This is a genomic window from Actinoplanes sp. NPDC049599, assembly GCF_044465625.1.
In the GTDB taxonomy this organism is placed as follows: domain Bacteria; phylum Actinomycetota; class Actinomycetes; order Mycobacteriales; family Micromonosporaceae; genus Actinoplanes.
The window spans coordinates 402,724-420,150 of the sequence record NZ_JBITLX010000005.1; the positions used below are offsets into that span (position 1 = coordinate 402,724).

General features: G+C 74.1%; 12 protein-coding genes and 1 pseudogene. 8 read left to right on the forward strand and 5 right to left on the reverse strand.

The genetic code is table 11. The annotated features are described in order from the left end of the window. The first annotated feature begins 169 nt into the window (after positions 1 to 169). Together ACIBQZ_RS12765 and ACIBQZ_RS12770 are read left to right on the forward strand one after the other, a co-directional pair. Positions 170 to 3,244, forward strand: a complete 3,075-nt coding sequence (locus tag ACIBQZ_RS12765) for a PAS domain S-box protein (protein ID WP_396088730.1) — start codon at positions 170 to 172, stop codon at positions 3,242 to 3,244. A gap of 93 nt (positions 3,245 to 3,337) precedes the next feature. Continuing rightward, the gene (locus ACIBQZ_RS12770; protein ID WP_396088731.1) at positions 3,338 to 5,020 is read left to right on the forward strand and encodes an aminotransferase class V-fold PLP-dependent enzyme; all 1,683 of its coding nucleotides are present in this window, start codon (positions 3,338 to 3,340) and stop codon (positions 5,018 to 5,020) included. Between the two features lie 15 nt (positions 5,021 to 5,035). Here ACIBQZ_RS12770 and ACIBQZ_RS12775 read toward each other — a convergent pair whose 3' ends face one another. Further along, entirely contained in the window at positions 5,036 to 5,608 is a 573-nt protein-coding gene (locus ACIBQZ_RS12775; RefSeq protein WP_396088732.1) for a DUF2087 domain-containing protein, read from the reverse strand. A 97-nt stretch (positions 5,609 to 5,705) separates the two neighbouring features. On the opposite strand from ACIBQZ_RS12775, the gene ACIBQZ_RS12780 reads away from it, so the two are divergent. The 3 genes from ACIBQZ_RS12780 to ACIBQZ_RS12790 all read left to right on the forward strand — a co-directional run bounded on the left by ACIBQZ_RS12780 (position 5,706) and on the right by ACIBQZ_RS12790 (position 7,780). Further along, positions 5,706 to 6,116 (forward strand): hypothetical protein, encoded by a 411-nt coding sequence (locus ACIBQZ_RS12780; protein ID WP_396088733.1) that lies wholly within the window; start codon positions 5,706 to 5,708, stop codon positions 6,114 to 6,116. Positions 6,117 to 6,199: 83 nt separating this feature from the next. Further along, the gene (locus tag ACIBQZ_RS12785; protein WP_396088734.1) at positions 6,200 to 6,874 is read left to right on the forward strand and encodes a DUF6766 family protein; all 675 of its coding nucleotides are present in this window, start codon (positions 6,200 to 6,202) and stop codon (positions 6,872 to 6,874) included. A 186-nt stretch (positions 6,875 to 7,060) separates the two neighbouring features. After that, positions 7,061 to 7,780, forward strand: a complete 720-nt coding sequence (locus ACIBQZ_RS12790; protein ID WP_396088759.1) for a SigB/SigF/SigG family RNA polymerase sigma factor — start codon at positions 7,061 to 7,063, stop codon at positions 7,778 to 7,780. 230 nt (positions 7,781 to 8,010) lie between these two features. Here ACIBQZ_RS12790 and ACIBQZ_RS12795 read toward each other — a convergent pair. Both ACIBQZ_RS12795 and ACIBQZ_RS12800 read right to left on the reverse strand, forming a co-directional pair. Further along, a pseudogene (locus tag ACIBQZ_RS12795) lies at positions 8,011 to 8,739 on the reverse strand (lysostaphin resistance A-like protein); the annotation flags it as partial. A gap of 142 nt (positions 8,740 to 8,881) precedes the next feature. Beyond that, complete coding sequence (locus ACIBQZ_RS12800; protein WP_396088735.1) at positions 8,882 to 10,783, reverse strand: adenylyl cyclase; 1,902 nt, start codon at positions 10,781 to 10,783, stop codon at positions 8,882 to 8,884. A 243-nt stretch (positions 10,784 to 11,026) separates the two neighbouring features. Here ACIBQZ_RS12800 and ACIBQZ_RS12805 point away from each other — a divergent pair, with 243 nt between their 5' ends. Beyond that, positions 11,027 to 11,347, forward strand: a complete 321-nt coding sequence (locus ACIBQZ_RS12805) for a hypothetical protein (RefSeq protein WP_396088736.1) — start codon at positions 11,027 to 11,029, stop codon at positions 11,345 to 11,347. A 39-nt stretch (positions 11,348 to 11,386) separates the two neighbouring features. Here ACIBQZ_RS12805 and ACIBQZ_RS12810 read toward each other — a convergent pair whose 3' ends face one another. After that, on the reverse strand, positions 11,387 to 11,788 hold the full coding sequence (locus tag ACIBQZ_RS12810; RefSeq protein ID WP_396088737.1) for a hypothetical protein: 402 nt from the start codon (positions 11,786 to 11,788) through the stop codon (positions 11,387 to 11,389). Between the two features lie 174 nt (positions 11,789 to 11,962). Between ACIBQZ_RS12810 and ACIBQZ_RS12815 the strand changes: the two genes are divergently transcribed. Beyond that, entirely contained in the window at positions 11,963 to 14,725 is a 2,763-nt protein-coding gene (locus ACIBQZ_RS12815; protein ID WP_396088738.1) for an AfsR/SARP family transcriptional regulator, read from the forward strand. Positions 14,726 to 14,836: 111 nt separating this feature from the next. On the opposite strand, the gene ACIBQZ_RS12820 is transcribed toward ACIBQZ_RS12815, so the two are convergent. Continuing rightward, complete coding sequence (locus ACIBQZ_RS12820; RefSeq protein WP_396088739.1) at positions 14,837 to 16,054, reverse strand: YncE family protein; 1,218 nt, start codon at positions 16,052 to 16,054, stop codon at positions 14,837 to 14,839. A gap of 139 nt (positions 16,055 to 16,193) precedes the next feature. Here ACIBQZ_RS12820 and ACIBQZ_RS12825 point away from each other — a divergent pair, with 139 nt between their 5' ends. Then, a complete protein-coding gene (locus ACIBQZ_RS12825) occupies positions 16,194 to 17,381 on the forward strand; it encodes a helix-turn-helix domain-containing protein (RefSeq protein WP_396088740.1) in 1,188 nt (395 codons plus the stop codon). The last annotated feature ends 46 nt before the right edge of the window (positions 17,382 to 17,427 follow it).

The following is a 17,427-nucleotide window of genomic DNA, read 5'->3' on the forward strand; positions in this document are numbered from 1 at the left end:
CCCCTCTGTCGTCGCGGTAGCCGTGCGAAGGGGCTTCGGGCGCCGGCGCCCGCACGGATGCACCGGCGGCCGGCTGCCGGGTGCGTTGGCCGAAATTCGCTCCATTTTGACCCGGAATCGTCGACGATGAGGGGATGCGTGACGGGGTTTCGACGGTGCGGGCGCTCTGATGGCGATTCTGGCGGTCACGGCGCTGTTCCTGCTGATCTTCGTCTGGGCCGCGGTGGAGTACCGGCGCCGGCGGGACCCGCTGCTGCGCGACGTCATGCTGATCTTCGGGTCGGTGGCGATGCTGTTCGTCCTGGGCGTGCTCCGACTGTTCTTCGGCTCGCCGCCCTGGCCGGTCGCCGGGCTGGTCAGCGCGCTGCTGCTGGGCCAGCCGTTCTTCACGGTGCGGCTGGTGAGCCGGTTGCGCCCGGTGCCGGCGTGGGTGATCCGGGGCGCGCTGGCCGGCTGGGTCGCGGGCGCGGTGCCGGTGCTGGTGCTGCCGCGGCCGTTGCCCGGCCCGGTGGTGTGGGTCGCGGTGACCTTGTTCTTCGTGGTGGAGACGGTCGCCGCGGGACTGCTGGCGGTCGACGGCCGGCGGCGGGGCGGCGCCGCCCGGATCCGGCTCTGGTGCGCCGCCGTCGGGACGGTGCTGTTCGGCGCGACGCTGCTGTTCGCCGGCGCCGGCGTGGCTGTGCTGGCCCGATCGGTCGCGGTCGTCTCGGCGCTGATGTATCTGCTGGCCTTCCTGCCCCCGCGCCGGCTGCGTCGCGCCTGGGCCGCGGGCACGGCGTACGCCCTGATGCGGAGCCTGCTCGCCGCTCCGCCGACCGAGCCCGCCGAGCGGATCTGGCGGCGCTACTGCGAGGGCACCCGGCAGGTGCTCGGCGCCGACGCCGTGGTCGTTCTGCTGCCCGGCGCCGGGGATTCGGTCCAGCTGATCAGCGATCCGGGCCTCGGGACCGCCGAGCCGCGCTACCGGACGGCCGACATCGAGGGCCTGACCGCCGGCCCGGGGACCCTCGACGCGCTCGCGGGCTGGACCGGTCCGCCGCCGGTCGCCGCCGAGCTGGCCCGGCTCAGCGGCACCCGGTTCGTGGACGCGGCGCCGCTGCCCGGCTCCGGCGGCGTGCTGGTCCTGCTGCACCGGCACCGGACCCTGTTCACCGACGACGACATCGAGCTCTACGCGGAGCTGGCGAGCCAGGCCGCGGCCCTGGCTGAGCGCGCCGCCGTGCTCGGTGACCGCCAGCGGCTCGCGATCATCGTCGAGTCCTCCGCCGACGCGATCATGAGCAAGTCCCTGGACGGCGTCATCACCAGCTGGAACGCCGCCGCCGAGCGGCTGTACGGCTACCGCGTCGAGGAGGTGCTCGGCCGCAACGCCGCCATGCTCTTCGCGCCCGAGGAACGCGAGCTCGAGACCGAGCTGCTGGCCCGGGCCGCCCGCGGTGAGCGGATCGACCAGCTGGAGGTGCGCAACTGCACCCGGGACGGCGCCCCGGTCATGGTGTCGCTCACCTCCTCGCTGATCACCGACGGCGCCGGCCGGCCGGCCGGCGTGGCCTGCATCGTGCGCGACACCAGCGAGCGGCGGCGGGCCGAGGTGATGTTCCGGGGCCTGCTGGAGGCCGCGCCGGATGCGATCATCGGGGTCACCGCCGACGGGAAGATCGCCCTGCTCAACGCGCAGACCGAGCGGCTGTTCGGCTACCAGCGCGACGAGTTGCTCGGGCAGTCCGTGGACTGCCTGGTGCCCGAGCGGGTCCGGGCCGCCCACCCGGGTCACCGCCTGCACTACTTCGCCAACCCGCAGCAGCGGCCGATGGGCGCCGGGATGGCGCTGGCCGCGGTCCGCAAGGACGGCAGCGAGTTCCCGGCGGAGATCAGCCTGTCCGCGCTGGAGACCGACCAGGGCGTGATCGTGTCGGCCGCGGTCCGCGACGTCACCGAGCGGCTGCAGGCGCAGGCCGAGCGGGAGCGGCTGGCGGCGCAGGCCGAACGGGACGCCGCCGAGCGCCGGCTGCAGCACACCCGCCGGCTGGAGAGCCTCGGCCAGCTCGCCGGCGGGGTGGCGCACGACTTCAACAACATCCTCGGGGTGATCGCGAGCTACACCGAGCTGCTCACCGAGACCCTGGAAGCCCCCGTACCGGACCCCGAGGAGCTGACCGCGGCCCGGGCCGACCTGGGCCAGATCGCCCGGGCCACCGAGCGCGCGGCCCGGCTGACCAAGCAGTTGCTGGCCTTCGGCCGGCGCGAGATCACCCAGGCCCAGGTGCTCAGCCTCAACCACGTGGTCGGCGACGTGGAGCAGATGCTGCGCCGCACGCTGGGCGAACACATCCACCTGATCACCGAGCTGGACCGCAACCTCTGGCCGGTGTGCGTCGATCCCAGCCAGTTCGAGCAGATCCTGCTCAACCTCGCGGTCAACGCCCGGGACGCGATGCCGGGCGGCGGCACGCTCTCCATCGACACCAGCAACACCGAGCTGGAGGAGGACGACGTCGCGGACAGCACGGAGCTCTCCCCGGGCCGCTACGTCCGGGTCCGGGTCAGCGACACCGGCAGCGGCATGCCGCCGGAGGTCGCCGACCGCGCCTTCGAGCCGTTCTTCACCACCAAGCCGCAGGGCGCCGGCACCGGCCTGGGACTGGCCACCGTGTACGGCATCGCCTCCGCGGCCGGCGGCCACGTCCGGCTGTACTCCGAGGCCGGGATCGGCACGACCATCACCATCGTGCTGCCGGCCAGCGACGCCGCGATCGACGAGGCCGAGGTGGCCGCGCGGCCGGTCACGACGTCCCCGCCGGCCGCGGCCGGGGCCACGATCCTGCTGGTGGAGGACGAGGAGGCGCTGCGGATCGCGACCAGCCGCATCCTGGTCCGGGCCGGCTACGAGGTGCTCACCGCGGACGGCGGCGCCGCGGCCCTGCGCCTCGCCCAGCACCACCCGGCCCCGATCCACCTGCTGCTCACCGACGTGATCATGCCGAACATGATGGGCAACGAGGTCGCCACCCGGGTCCGCGCGCTGCGCCCCGAGCTGCCGGTGCTGTACATGTCCGGCTACGCCCAGCCGGTCCTCACCGAGAACGGCACCCTGCAGCCGGGCGTCATCATCATCGAGAAGCCCTTCACCCGGCGCGACCTGCTCGACCGGGTGCACGCCCGGCTGCACCACGGCGCCCCCGTCGAGGGCGACGACGGCACCGAGCGGCTGGCCGCGGCGCACCCGGGCGACCCCTCCTGCTGACCGGGCGTGGACGCGGTGGCGCCGGTGCAGTAGAACCGGGGGTGAGCAGGACCCGGGCCGCCACCGCCGCCGGTCCGGGCGGGGGAGGCCGCGATGGAGATGACCTTGCTGGACCGGATCCGCCGGGGGCTGATCGGCGCGGGCGAGGTGCTCGACGGGCCGTACGGGCCCCGCCGGCTCACCTACGCCGACTACACCGCGTCGGGTCAGGCGCTGGACTTCGTCGAGGACTTCATCCGCCGGCAGGTGCTGACCCGCTACGCCAACACCCACACCGAGGCCTCCGCGACCGGCCTGCAGACCGGCGCGCTGCGCGAGGAGGCCCGCGGGATCATCCACCGCGGCGTCGGCGCGGGCCCCGGCGACGTGGTGCTGTTCTGCGGCTCGGGGGCCACGGCGGCGATCAACAAGCTGGTGGCGATCCTCGGGCTGCGGCTGCCGGAGAGCCTGGCCGACCGGTACGACCTCACCGCGGCGATACCGTGGCAGGACCGCCCGGTGGTGTTCGTGGGGCCGTACGAGCACCACTCCAACGAGCTGCCGTGGCGCGAGACGATCGCCGACGTGGTGACCGTCGGCGCCGGCCCGGACGGGCACATCGACCTCGACGACCTGCGCCGGCTGCTGCTCGTGCACGCCGACCGGCCGCTGCGGATCGGCAGCTTCTCGGCCGCCTCCAACGTCACCGGGCTGCTGACCGACGCCGACGCCGTGGCCCGGCTGCTGCACGAGCACGACGCACTGTCGGTGTGGGACTACGCGGCGGCCGGCCCGTACCTGCCGATCCGGATGCGCGAGTCGGCGCCGGGCCACGGTGACCACAAGGACGCGGTGTTCCTCTCCCCGCACAAGTTCGTCGGCGGCCCGCAGACCCCGGGCGTGCTGGTGCTGCGCCGCGCGCTGCTGACCAACCGGGTGCCGACGGTGCCGGGCGGCGGCACGGTGGCCTTCGTCGACCCGGTCACCCACCGCTATCTGGACGACCCGGTGGCCCGGGAGGAGGGCGGCACCCCGGCGGTGGTGGAGTCCATCCGGGCCGGGCTGGTCTTCGCGGTCAAGGACGCGGTCGGCACCGCCACCATCGGCACCCGGGAACGCGCGCTGTGGTCGCGCACCCTGGACCGCTGGGCCGGCGAGCCCGGCATCGAGGTGCTCGGCGACCTGGCCGCCGACCGGCTGTCCATAGTCTCGTTTCAGATCCGGGCCGGGCAGCGGCACCTGCACCACAACTTCGTGGTGGCGCTGCTCAACGACCTGTTCGGGATCCAGGCGCGGGGCGGCTGCTCGTGCGCGGGCCCGTACGGGCACCGGCTGCTCGGCATCGACGAGGCGCACTCCCGTGAGTTCCACGCCGAGATCGTCGCGGGCTGGGAGGGCATCAAGCCCGGCTGGTCCCGGATCAACCTCAACTACTTCATCTCCGACACGGTGGCCGGCTACCTCGCCGAGGCGGTCGCGCTGATCGCCCGGGACGGCCACCGGCTGCTCACCGACTACCGCTTCGACCCGCGCACCGGCCGCTGGTGCCACGTCACCGCGCCCCGCCTGCCGGTGCGCCTGGCGGACCTGCGGCTCGGCGCCGACGGCAGCGTCACGATGCCGCCGTCCCGGCCGACGCTGGGCGAGGAGGTGCTGGCCGGCTACCTCGACGAGGCCCGCCGGCTCATGCGCGACCGGGAGGAGCCGCTCGACGGGACGGGCCTGGACCTGCCGCCGGCCTTCGAGAAGCTGCGCTGGTTCCTGCTGCCCGCGGTGTGCCTGTCGCCCGCACCGTAGCCTTCGGCACGCCCGTCAGGCGGTGCGGGCCGGCTCCGGCAGGGGCCGTCCCGGGCCGTAGGTGCGGCCCGCCCGGTCGCGTTCCAGCCAGCCGGTGTCGACCAGCATCCGGCGGGTGCCGGCCACCTCGTCGGTGATCGCCGCCAGCCTGCGGTTGATCTCGTCCTCGGCGTACAAGCCGTCCAGGGCCAGGAACCGGGCGATCAGCTCGCCGATCAGCTGGTAGCGGTCGCTCAGGGTCGGCGGCAGGCCGGTCAGCCGGCCGTGCGAGAAGTTGCCGCGCAGCTGAGGGTAGTCCGCGAGCAGCGCGGTGATCGGCTGGAGCCGGTCCACCGCGGCGGCCGCGTCGCGCAGGCCCTCGGGCCGGGCCCGGTAGAAGCCGTTGCCGGTGCCGGTCGCCAGCCCCAGGCCGACCAGCCGGGCGCAGGCGTCGCCGACCTCGGGCAGCGGCAGGTCCATGGCGTAGGACAGCTCGCCGAGCGACGCGCCCTCCTTGCCCCGGCGGACGAGCTCGGCCAGGGCCAGCAGGCGGACCGGCACGGACAGCTGGGCGAGCACCTCGGCGGCCCGGGCGGCTTCGACGGACATCCCGCCAACGTAGCCAGCGGGGGCCCGCCCCGCACCCGCATTTCGCGCCGGCCGGGATCAGGCATGAAGGCCCGGGACGGTGGGAATACGAGGTGCCGTGTCCAGGAGTCGATCTCGGTCGGTGGCGCTGCTCGGCGTGACCGGCGTTCTGCTGGCGGGATGTGCCACGGTCGGCGACCGGAGCCGGGCGGCCGAGGAGGCCGGCGTGCGGTTCCTGACCGCGGTGGCGGCCCGGGACGGCGAGACGGCCTGTGCGCTGCTCGCCCCCGACACCGCCGAGGAGGTGGCCGACGCGGGCGACAGGCCCTGCCCCGAGGCCGTCCTGGCGGCGGACCTGCCCGCTGCCGGCGCGGTCACCGGCACCGACGTGTACGGCCAATGGGCCCAGGTCCGGCTCACCGGCGACACGGTGTTCCTCGCGGCGTTCCCGGGCGGCTGGCGGGTGGTCGCCGCGGGCTGCACCCCGCGTCCGGAGCGCCCCTACGACTGTGTGCTGAAGGGAAGCTGAGCCGTGCGAGCGCTGTTCGTTCTGCTGCTGGTCGTGGTCGGCGCCGGCCTGATCTCCATCGTTGCGCTGGGGGTGCTGCACCGGTGAAGCGTTTCCTCCGGGAGAACTCCCTCGGGCTGGTCTTCGGGCTGCTGTTCCTCGTCGTGCTGGCCGGCCAGGCCGCCGCCGGGCACGCCGACTTCAACCGGATGCAGCTCACCGAGGGACTGCCCGAGGTCTCGCTGGGCCGCTACCTCACCTCGGCGAGCTTCGGCGCCGACGTGGCCGAGAACTGGCAGTCCGAGTACCTGCAGTTCTTCCTCTACACGTTCATGACCGTCTGGCTGCTGCAGAAGGGCTCGCCGGAGTCCAAGTCGCTGGGCGAGTCCGGCCTGGAGTCCGACCAGGAGCAGAAGGTCGGTCGGTACGCCGGCGCCGACTCGCCGAAGTGGGCCCGGGCCGGCGGCTGGCGGCGGCACCTGTACTCCAACTCGCTGGGCCTGGTGATGGGCCTGATCTTCCTGGGCTCCTGGCTGGCCCAGTCGGTCGCCGGCGTGGCCGCCTACAACGAGCAGCAGCTGGGCAAGCTCCAGGATCCCGTCTCCTGGGCCCGGTACCTGGGCGAGCCGGACTTCTGGAACCGCACGCTGCAGAACTGGCAGTCCGAGCTGCTCGCCGTGGCCTCGATCGCGGTCCTGGCCATCTACCTGCGTCAGCGCGGGTCCCCGCAGTCCAAGCCGGTGGGCGCCGCACACTCCGCGACCGGCGTCGAGGGGTGACCGACACCTTAGGGTACTTCCGGTTTCGAGGAGGTTTGAGCACCTCCGGCGCCGGTAAAGTCCATTGCGGTACGGCAACTATTGCAGGGAGATCGCGTGAACACGAAGACCGCTCGGCGTGCGACTGAGGACAACCCGCTGACCAGCACGCGGACCGCCGGCAACGCGGACGAGCTGCTGTGCGCGATGGCGGCGATGCCGCCCGCGCACCCGTCCCGGCCGGCCATGCGGGACCGGGCCATCGAGGCCTGGCTGCCGCTGGCCCGGCACCTCGCGAACCGGTACGCCGGCCGCGGCGAGCCGGTGGACGACCTGCTCCAGACGGCGACCGTCGGCCTGATCAAGGCGGTGGACAAGTTCGATCCGGGCTTCGGCACCGACTTCGCCGGGTACGCGATCCCGACCGTCATCGGCGAGATCAAGCGGCACTTCCGGGACCGCACCTGGTCCATCCGGGTGCCCCGGCGCCTGCAGGAGCTGCGGCTGGCCATCACAGCCGCCAACAACGACCTGGCACACACCCTGGGCCGGTCGCCGACGGTCGCCGACATCGCCGTCCACCTCGGCATCACCGAGGAGGAGGTGCTGGAGGGCCTGGAGGGCGCGCGGGCGTACAACGCCACGTCGCTGTCCACCCCGGTGGGCGCCGACGGGACCACCGAGCTGGGGGAGACCCTGGGCGGCGAGGACCACGAGTACGCGCTGGCCGAGGCCCGGCTGGCGCTCGGCCCGGCGCTGGCCTCGCTCGACGACCGCGAACGCCGGATCCTGACGCTGCGCTTCTACGGCAACCTCACCCAGACCGAGATCGCCGAGCAGGTCGGCATCTCGCAGATGCACGTCTCCCGGCTGATCAGCCGCGCGCTGGCGACGCTGCGCGGCAAGCTGGGCGACGACACTCTCTGAGCGAACCGCTCCCGGTGGGCCGGCGCCGGCAGCACGACCGGCCCGGCCGGATCGGCCGCGGCGCTGCGGGTGGCCAGGCCCCGGCGCCGGGCCAGCACCACGATCACCGCCGCGTACGCCAGCAGCACCGGCACGTCCACCACCGCCAGCTGCCAGGGCATGTCGGCCGCGGTCTCGTCCGCGAACAGGTCGCCGTGGGCCGCGCTGAGCGCGCCGCCGATCAGGTTGTTGAGCACGTGCAGCGCGATCGCCGCCTCCAGCCCGCCGGTGCGCACCGTCAGCCAGCCGGCGACCATCCCGAACACGACCAGGTCGGCGAAGCCCCACGGGGTGCCCCAGCCGTGCAGCGCGGCGAACACCACCGCCTGCGCCCCGATCGGCACCCACGGCCCCCGGCAGAACGCGCCGACCGCCTGGAGCAGCCAGCCCCGGGTCAGGTACTCCTCGGCGGCCGCCTGCACCGGCACCACGGCCAGCAGCACCAGGCTGCCCAGCAGGAACGGCCGCCAACCGGCCGGCCCGGCACCGAGCCCGAGGTCCTCGCCGGTCGCGGCGGCGACCGCCAGGCCGGCGCCGATCATCGTCACGATCGCGACCAGCGCGACCGGCAGGCAGGTCAGCAGCCAGCGCAGCCGCAGCCGCCCGGCGACCGACGACAGGGTGCCGGCCGGGCGCCGCTGCACCCAGCGGGCGGCGGCCAGGACGGCCGGCAGCAGCGTGGCGATCAGCAGGAAATCCAGGGCCAGGTCGGCCAGCGGCCCGAAGGACGGGATGCCGTCGGCGTTGACCGGCCGCCCGGCGAGCGCCGCGGCGAGCGCGGTGAGCCCGAGACCGAGCAGGACCAGCAGGACACTGCCGGCGATCACCAGGGCGGTGCCGGCGACGGGACGCCACCAGCGGTGGGCGGCGGTCCGGCCGAGACGGTGGTACGGGCTCAGCGGCGGTGCGAGATTCGGCATGCGGGAAGTCTCGCGGGAACGACGGGCCCGGCGGATCCGGCCGCAGCGGGATTCCCGGCTCCACCGCAGGATATAGCCCCGCGCACGAGCGAGGGCCGGACCCGCGTACGGATCCGGCCCTCGCCGCTGGGTGATGCGGGTGTTACGGGGCGGCCGGGTAGTCGGTCACGTAGACCGGTACGCCGATCTTGGTGGTGTCCGCCGCCGCGCCCACGCCGTTGACCACGTGGTCGATGACGCCGGCGCTGAGGTTGACCGTCATGATGTGGTGCAGCTTGACGCCCGGGCGGTCCGGCACCTCGAAGCCGTTCTCGGTGTGGATCGCCGGGTTGTTCTGGTTGAAGACGTAGACGCCGGCCCCGTACAGCTTGTGGTTGCGGACCTTGGCGCCGACCTTGTAACCGGCCCAGCCGAGCGTGCCGTCCTGCTGCGTCCAGTCCGCCTGCGTCGGCGGGTCGTACGGCAGCTCGTTCTGGTACAGCACGGTGGTGCCGTTCTCGCCGTTCCAGATGGTGTTGTACTCCTGGAAGTGCTCGACGAACAGGCCGGTGGCGGTCACGTCGTCACCGTTGATCACGGCGCCGTTGCGGCCGGTGTTGGTGCGCCACCGCTGGGTGTCACCGTTCACGCCCTCGGTGAAGCCCTCGACGCCGTGGTCGCCGCGCCACACCCAGGTGTGGTCGATGAGCACGTCGTCGCTGTTGACCTCGAGCGCCACGTCGACCTTGCCGATGTGCGGCCCGCCGACGCGGAAGTACACGTCGGACAGCGTGGTCGGGTTGCTCGCCGAGCTGTGGCCGAAGGCGTTCTTGTTGCCGACCTTCAGCAGGTTCTTCGACTTCTTCGTCCCGGCGTCGATGGTCACGCCCGCGACCACCACGCCCGGCACGTCCGCGACCGTCAGCGGCGTCGCGCCGTTGACCGCGGTCAGGGTGGCGTGCCCGATGCCGAGCACCACCTGGTTGGGGTGCCGGACCTTGATGCTCTGGGCGATGTCGTACACGCCCGGGGTGAGCAGCAGGTTCTTGCCCAGCGCCAGGTTGGCGTTGATCAGCCGGACCGGGTCGCCCGGCTTGGCCACGAAGAAGTTGCCCAGCGGGATGGTCCGGCCCGGGGTGAGCCCGGCGGACCAGGAAGTGCCGCTGGTGTTGCGCTGCGCGGCCGGCACCCGGACGCTGTACCTGCCCGCGGCGTCGGTGAACAGGTACGGCTTCTCCCGGCTGACCGGGGTCTTCTCCAGCGTGGTGTACGGAGTGGCCGGGAAGGCCGACTCGGACGGCGCGCCCTCCACCCCGGCGAACACCTGGTTCCACACGGCGTTGGACCAGCTGTTCACCTTGCTGTTCCGGGTGAGCCACTGCTGCTGCGAGCCGTTGATCACGTCGGGCATGGTCGAGTCGGCGATGAAGCCGCCGCTGGCGTACTGCGGGCCCGCCGTGCAGTAGTCCATCAGCGACAGGTTGCCGCCGCTGATGTTGAGCCGGCGCAGCGACACGGCCTGCGACACGGCCCAGAAGTTCGCCGAGCCCCGGCAGCCGTCCTGGCCCTTGCCGTTGACGTTGATCGACAGGTTGGACAGCGTGCGCCAGAAGTTGACCAGCGCGAGGCAGTTGGCGGTGCCACCCTCGGTCAGGCAGCGGTTGTACACCTCGACCTTGCCGTTGATGACGACGTCGGAGGGGGACGCGCCCAGCCCGGAGATCTCGGTGTAGTAGCCGACCTTGATCTGCAGCGGCTGGTCCGCGGTGCCGTACGTGCCGGGCTTGAAGAGGAAGGCGTACCGCTCGGTGCCCATCTCGTTGTCGACCTGCTTGGCATATGCGGCGTCCAGGGTGGCCTGGATCTGCGCGACCGGCGTGGCCGGATCGAAGACGGTGACGTTGGCCCCGAGGTTCGGCCCGGACGTGCCCGGCCGGCCCGGCGTGGCGGCGGCTGCCGACCCGGTCAGCGTGCCGGTCGCCGTGAGGGTGAGAGCGAGTGCCAGGGCGCCGGCGAGATACCGGCGCCCGGCGAGACGGCGAACGCCGGAGGGGCGTGTCGTCATGCGGGGAGGTCCTTTCGTAACAGGGCTGCAATGAAGCTCGTCACAGCAAGCGACAGCCGGGGCCAACTGTCAAGAGAGCGCTCTCGCCCGGCAAGCCGCAATCCCGGCGGCATCCGGACAACTCGCCCGAGTTCCGGAACCGGCGGCACCCGAACGGACCATCCCGGCAGGCTGCGCGTACCACCGGCGCCGGTCGCCGCCTGCGCCGAGGAAGATCCATTCGAGGTGTCGCAGAATCGGGATGTGCGGGTGACGGTGTGGTACTTCGCGGACTGCCCGAGCTGGCGCGTCGGTGAGCAGCGTCTCCGGCGGGCCCTCGACCGGATCGGCCGTGGTGACGCGGACGTACGGCTCGTCCCGGTCACGACGGAGGCCGAGGCGGCCGCGGTCGGGTTCGCGGGGTCGCCGACCTTCACCGTCGACGGGGTCGACCTGTTCGGCCCGCCGCCGTCGGTGGGCGTGCTGGCCTGCCGCGTGTACCGGACACCGGGCGGGCTCGCCGGGGTGCCCGAGGTCGAAGACCTGATGGCCGCACTCACCGCGAAAGGGCCGTCGGGTTGCTGACGCGCGGCGGCCCGGGTGGGCCGCCGCGCGAGGGAGCCGTCAGGCCGGTACGACCTGAAAGGTGATCGAGTAGTCGGCGTTGGTCAGGTGGAACTCGCCGCGCTGGGCGCCCTGGCCGGACTGCCCCGCGATCGCGGTGACCACCCCGAGCGAGTCGTCCGAGCCCGCGTCCACCTCGACCAGCGCCAGGTGGGCCACCGAGGTGAACACCGCCGACCGCGGGCGCAGGTCCACGGTCTCGCCCTTGCCGATGTCGCCGGGCCCGTAGACCGAGACGCCGTTGACGAACAGCTGCGGCTCGTCGCGTCCGATGGTGTCCTGCCGGCGGTTGCAGGTCAGGGACGTGAGCTGGACCCGGTACCGCTTGGTCGCCGTGGCGCCGGCGGTGCCGGCGCCCGCGGTGCTGCTGCCGGCTGTGCTGTTTCCTGCCGTGCTGTTCATGATTCCTCCTGCGGGATGGCCGGCCCGATGGCCCGCCGTTGCCCCTCACCGTGGGCCGGCGCCGTTGGGCCAACGTTGGATTCCCGTTGCACCGCAGGTCCGCTGCCCGACAGCGGTCCGGGCGCCGGTGGCACAGACTGGGGCGGCGGCGTGCGGGGGGAGGGTCTGATCACGGTGCCAGTGGAGTTCCGGCTGCTCGGTGAGATCGGCGTGGGCGTCGACGGCCGGCCGATCGCGATCGGCCACAGCAAGCAGGCGTACGTGCTGGCCGCGCTCGCGATCGACGCCGGGCGGTGCGTGCCGACCGGCAGCCTCGTCGAGCGGGTGTGGGGTGCCGACCCGCCCCGCGGCGCCAGGGACACCACCCGCGCGTACGTGTGCAGGCTCCGGCAGGCCCTCGAGCCGTGGGACGCCACGATCGTCCGGCAGGCGGCGGGCTACCTGCTGGCGGTCGATCCGCCGGCGGTGGACGTGCACCGGTTCCGGCACCTCGTCGGGACGGCACGCTCCGGTGTCGAGGCGAGCGCATCGGACGCGTACGCCGCGGCCCTGCGGCTGTGGCGGGGGCAGCCGCTCGGCGGGCTCGACACCCCCTGGGCGGCGCAGGTGCGGGCGGAACTGGCCCGGGAGCGGCAGGCCGTCGAGCGGGACCACGTCGACCTGCTGCTGGCCGGCGGCGGGCACGCGGAGCTGGTCGGCCCGCTCACCGCCCGGGCCGCGGCCGACCCGTTCGACGAGCGGCTCGCCGGCCAGCTCATCCTGGCGCTGTACCGCAGCGACCGGCGCGCCGACGCGCTGGCGCACTACCAGCGGGTGCGCGGGCAGCTGGCCGACGAGCTCGGCATCGACCCGGGCCCCTCGCTCCAGCGGCTGCACCAGCGGATCCTGCGCACCGATGCCGCCCTGGCGGCGCCCCGGGCGGGCGGGCCCCGGCACCGGGCGGTGCCGCGGCAACTGCCGGCGCTGCCGGCGGCGTTCTCCGGCCGTACGGTGATGTTGTCCCGCCTCGACGCCGCGCTGCTGCCCGCGGGTTCCGCCCGGGCGAGCCGGGTGGCTGTCGTGCACGGACCGGGCGGGGTGGGCAAGACCTGGCTGGCGCTGCGCTGGGCCCACGACAACGCCCACCGGTTCGCCGACGGCCAGCTGTACCTGAACCTGCGCGGCTTCGACCCGGGCCGGGAACCGCTGGCGGCCGAGGTGGCGGTCCGCGGCCTGCTGTCCGGGCTCGGCGTCACCGCGGCGGCCGTCCCGCCGGACCCGGACAGCCAGGTCGCCCTCTACCGCAGCCTGCTGGCCGGCCGGCAGATCCTGCTGGTGCTGGACGACGCCCGGAGCTCGGCGCAGGTGGAGCCGCTGCTGCCCGGCTCGGCGAGCTGCGCCACCCTGATCACCGGCCGCACCGGGCTGGCCGACCTGGTGGCCGGGCACAGCGCCCGGCCGGTGCCGCTCGGGGTGATCAACGACGGGGAGTCGGCGCGGGTGCTGGCCGGTCATCTCGGCCCGGACCGGCTCGCCGCCGAGCCCGAGGCCACCGCCGAGCTGATCCGGCACTGCGCGGGCCTGTCGCTGGCGCTCGGCATCGTGGCGGGGCGGGCCGCGCTCGCCCCGGAGCTGCCGCTGGCCGCGCTCGCCGCCGACCTGCGGGAGTCGTCGGCCCGGCTGGACGGGCTGGACGGCGGCGAGCTGCGGGGCAACCTGCGTGCCGTGCTGGCCGCCTCGCTCGCCGCGGTCCGGCCGGCCGCCGCCGAGCTGTTCGGCCGGCTCGGCTCGGCGCCGGGCCCGGACATCGCGCTGGCCGCCGTGCGGTGCCTGACCGGGCTGGCCCGCGCCGAGCTGCTGCCCTCGCTGCGCGACCTCGTCGACGGTCACCTGGTGCAGGAACACCAGCCGGGCCGCTACCGCATGCACGACCTGGTCCGGCTCTACGCCGCCGAGGTCGGCGGCGACCCGGCCCCGGTCCGGGACCGGATGCTGGGCTACTACGCCGAGGCCGCGCTGGCCGCGGACCGGGCGCTCGACCCGACCCGGGACCTGCCGCGGGCCCGCGCCGCCGAGCCGGCGGCCGTCGACCCGGTCGACGCGGCGGTCTGGTTCGACCACGAATACCAGGTGCTGCTCTCCTGCGTCGCGCGGGCCGCGGAGTGCGGCGCCGACGCGCGGGTGCTGGAGCTGGTCCAGGGCCTGACCACCTATCTGGAGCGCCGCGGCCGGTGGCACGACCGGGCGGCGCTGCAGCGGGCCGCGATCAGCGCGGCGATCCGGCTCGGCGACCGCGGCGCCGAGGCGGAGGCCCGCCGCGGGCTGGCCATCGCCCAGATCTGGCTGGGCGCCTACGACGACGCGGCCGCCCAGCTGACGATCGCCCGGGAGCTGTTCGGCGCGATCGGCGACCGCACCGGCCTGGCGGCGGCCCACCGCACGACAGCCAGGATGTTCGCCCGCCGGCACCGGCACGCGGACGCCCTCGGGCACGACGAGCGCGCGCTGGCCCTGTTCGAGGCCGAGGACAACCTGGCCGGGCAGGCCACGGCGCTCAACGCGATCGGCTGGCACCACGCGCATCTCGACCGGCCCGAAGCGGCGATCACGCACTGCCGGCGGGCGCTGGCCCTGCACGAGCGGCTGCACAACAGCTTCGGCCAGGGCCTGACCTGGGACACCCTCGGGGTGGCGTACCGGCTCACCGGGGACCACCGGAACGCGCTGACGCACTTCCGGCTCGCGGTGGCGGCCTTCCGGTCCTGCGGCGACCGCTTCCAGGAAGCCGACACGCTGCGCCGGCTCGGCGCGGTCCTGCTGGACACCGGAGCGGTCGCGGACGGCTGCGCGGCCTGGCGCCGGGCGGCGGTGATCCTCGGCGACCTCGGCCACGCCGACGCCGACGTGGTCCGCCGGGAGCTCGGCGAGGTCACGGCCGGCGTCCCGGCCGACACCTGAGCCGGCCCCGGCCGCACCCGCCGGCGCTCGACGGAGCGGGCCGGCGGGTCGCGGACCAGGAGATGGATGACGCGGTGTGCGCCGTCGGTGCAGGTCAGGATGCCGCGTGCGCTAGGGCGCCGTCCAGCCGGTGGGCACGTGGCCGATCCGGACCCGCTGCGGGTGGTCGCCGACGGGCACCGTGGCCACCCGCCGGCCGGTGGCGAAGCTGATCGCGGAGACCTGGTCCGCGCCCGACTCGGAGATCACGCAGTCGCGCCCGTCGCCGCTGACCGTCGCCCAGTACGGCTTGCTCGCCGGCACCAGCGGTCCCTCCTGGAGGGTGCCGCGGTCGACCACGGTGGCGTAGTCGTCCATGGTCCCGGCGATGCAGAGCTTGCCGCCGTCCGGGCTCATCGCCAGGCCGTGGTGCCGGGAGTCGTTGACGAAGGTGGTGCGGTCGTCGCTGGTCGCCGGGTTCTTCGGCAGCGTCCGTACCCGGGTGATCTTGTCCGTGGCGACGTCGTACTCGACGAAGCCGTGGAAGAACGAGACCTGGAAGTACAGCTTGGCGCCGTCCGGGGTGAACACCGCGGGCCGGATCGCGTTGGACAGGTCCTTGCGGCCGAACGCGTCCAGCCGGGCGCGCATGTCGATCGTGCGTACCGTCCGGAAGGTGGTGGTGTCCACGACCGTGATCCGCCGGTTGCCCTTGGTCCAGTCCCAGCCGGGCGCGTCGAGATCCGTGTTGACCTCGCCGATGGACATGTTCCACAGGTACCGGCCGCCGTCGGTGTAGACGTTCTCGTGCGGCTTGTCGCCGGTGCCGAACGAGCCGAGCTGCCGGCCGGTGGCGATGTCGAGCACGTGCACCGTGTTCGAGGTGGACGCGGAGACCGCCACCTGGGTGCCGTCGGGGGACACCGCCATGTGGTCGGCGCGGAAGCCCGAGACCCCGAAGCGCCACTTCACCGCGCGGGTGCGCAGGTCGATCGAGACCACGTCGGCCAGGCTGGGCCGGGAGGCGACCAGCGCGGTGCCGTCCGGGGTGGTGTACATGTCGTCCACGAGCTGGTCGTGCCCCTCGCCCGGGCCGGAGCGGATGCCGAGGAAGTACGCCAGCTTGATCGGGTTGAGGTAGATGTCCAGCAGCCGGGCGTCGAGGTCCGGCACCACGCTGAACCCGCCGAGCTTGGCGTAGTCGCCGCTGGACCGGATCACGTCCACGGTGCCCGCCCAGTTGTTGCCGACGAACATCACCTCCTGCAGCGCCGGCGCGGCGGCGGCCGGCTGCGGGCCGGCCAGCAGGACGGCGGCGAGGGCGGTCAACGCGAGGAATTTTCGGGCCACGGGACTCTCCTGACCACGGCGAGTGATGTTACTTTGCGGTAACGCACAGGAAACAGGGGATCGTCGCCCGTCGATAGGTGCCGGTGTCCAACGTTCGGCCCCGTCGTTGTGCGGCGGCCACAACCGGCCCGGGGGAGAGATGACGCTGACCACGCGCGGCGAGGTGTTCCTCAAGGTGCTGGCGGCGATGGCGGCCGACGAGCGCATCGTCGACGACCTCGTGCGGGCGGCCCGGGCCGAGGCCCCGGAGGTGGCCCGGTTGCCCGAGGCGGAGACCCGCCGGCACGTCGCCCTGCTCTTCTCCGCCGGGCTGGCCTCGTTCGAGCGGGCCGGTGACCCCAGCGAGCGGGACTTCGCCGAGGCCGCCCGGCTCGGCGCGGACCGGGCCGCGCAGGGCATCTCGATCGGCGGCCTGCTCGGCGCGATCCAGGCGGGCCGCAACCGGGCGCTGGAGATCGCGGTGCAGCGGGCCCGGACCGCGGCCATCCCCGACAGCGTGCTGCTCGAGGTGCTGCTGGAGCTGGACCGCTACCTCGGGATCATGGAACGGCACGTGATCGCGGGCCACCGGGCCGCGGAGCGCGACCTCGCCGGGAGCCGCTCGGCGGCCGGCGACCGGGTGCTGCGCGGGCTGCTGCTCGGTGCGGAGCCGGCACCGACGCCGCCGGACCTGACCGGCGCCGGGCTACGGCCGGACGGCCGCTACCACTGCCTGCTGTCCGAGGTGGCCGACCCGGCCCGGTTGCGCGCGGCCGGCCGCCGGCTGGTGGTGGGCGGCGGCCTCGCCGGTACGGTGCTGGGCCGGCTGGCCGTGCTGGCGCCACGCCTGCCGGGGCCGGACGCGCTCGACCCGGGTCTGCTGATGGTCGCGGCGCCGGCCTGGCCCCTGCCGGAGATCCGTGGGGTGTACGACCTGTGCGTGGCCGCGCTGCCGGTCGCCGCCGGGTCCGGCCGCGCCGGGCTGCACCTGCTGGTCGAGCACGCCGGCGACCTCGCGCTGACCGCCCAGCCGCTGCTGGCCGGGCTCGCCGGCGCCGCGGTCCTGGGTGCGCTGCACCCCGGCGACGACTTCCACCGCGAGCTGGCCGGCACCGCGATGGCCTATCTGGACCACGGCCAGCGGCTGGACCACACGGCGGCGGCGCTGCACGTGCACCCGAACACGGTCCGGTACCGGCTGCGCCGGCTGCACGAGCTCACCGGGGTCCCGCTGGTGCCGGGTGCGCCGGGGACCGTGCTGGCCACGGTGGGCCTGTGGTGGGCGCTGCGGACCTGGCGGGAGTCGCCGGCCGGGGCCGGACCGGGCGGCGCAGACTTCGACGCTTGACGATGTCTCGGGCTCGGGGGTTAGCGTGCCTCCCATCCAGAACAAC

What these genes read in the sequence shown, in the direction of transcription:
- ACIBQZ_RS12765 (WP_396088730.1), top strand. Translation starts at nt 170, where the DNA reads ATGGCGATTCTGGCGGTCACGGCGCTGTTCCTGCTGATCTTCGTCTGG.
- ACIBQZ_RS12770 (WP_396088731.1), top strand. Translation starts at nt 3,338, where the DNA reads ATGGAGATGACCTTGCTGGACCGGATCCGCCGGGGGCTGATCGGCGCG.
- ACIBQZ_RS12775 (WP_396088732.1), bottom strand. Translation starts at nt 5,608, where the DNA reads ATGTCCGTCGAAGCCGCCCGGGCCGCCGAGGTGCTCGCCCAGCTGTCC.
- ACIBQZ_RS12790 (WP_396088759.1), top strand. Translation starts at nt 7,061, where the DNA reads ATGGCGGCGATGCCGCCCGCGCACCCGTCCCGGCCGGCCATGCGGGAC.
- ACIBQZ_RS12800 (WP_396088735.1), bottom strand. Translation starts at nt 10,783, where the DNA reads ATGACGACACGCCCCTCCGGCGTTCGCCGTCTCGCCGGGCGCCGGTAT.
- ACIBQZ_RS12810 (WP_396088737.1), bottom strand. Translation starts at nt 11,788, where the DNA reads ATGAACAGCACGGCAGGAAACAGCACAGCCGGCAGCAGCACCGCGGGC.
- ACIBQZ_RS12825 (WP_396088740.1), top strand. Translation starts at nt 16,194, where the DNA reads ATGACGCTGACCACGCGCGGCGAGGTGTTCCTCAAGGTGCTGGCGGCG.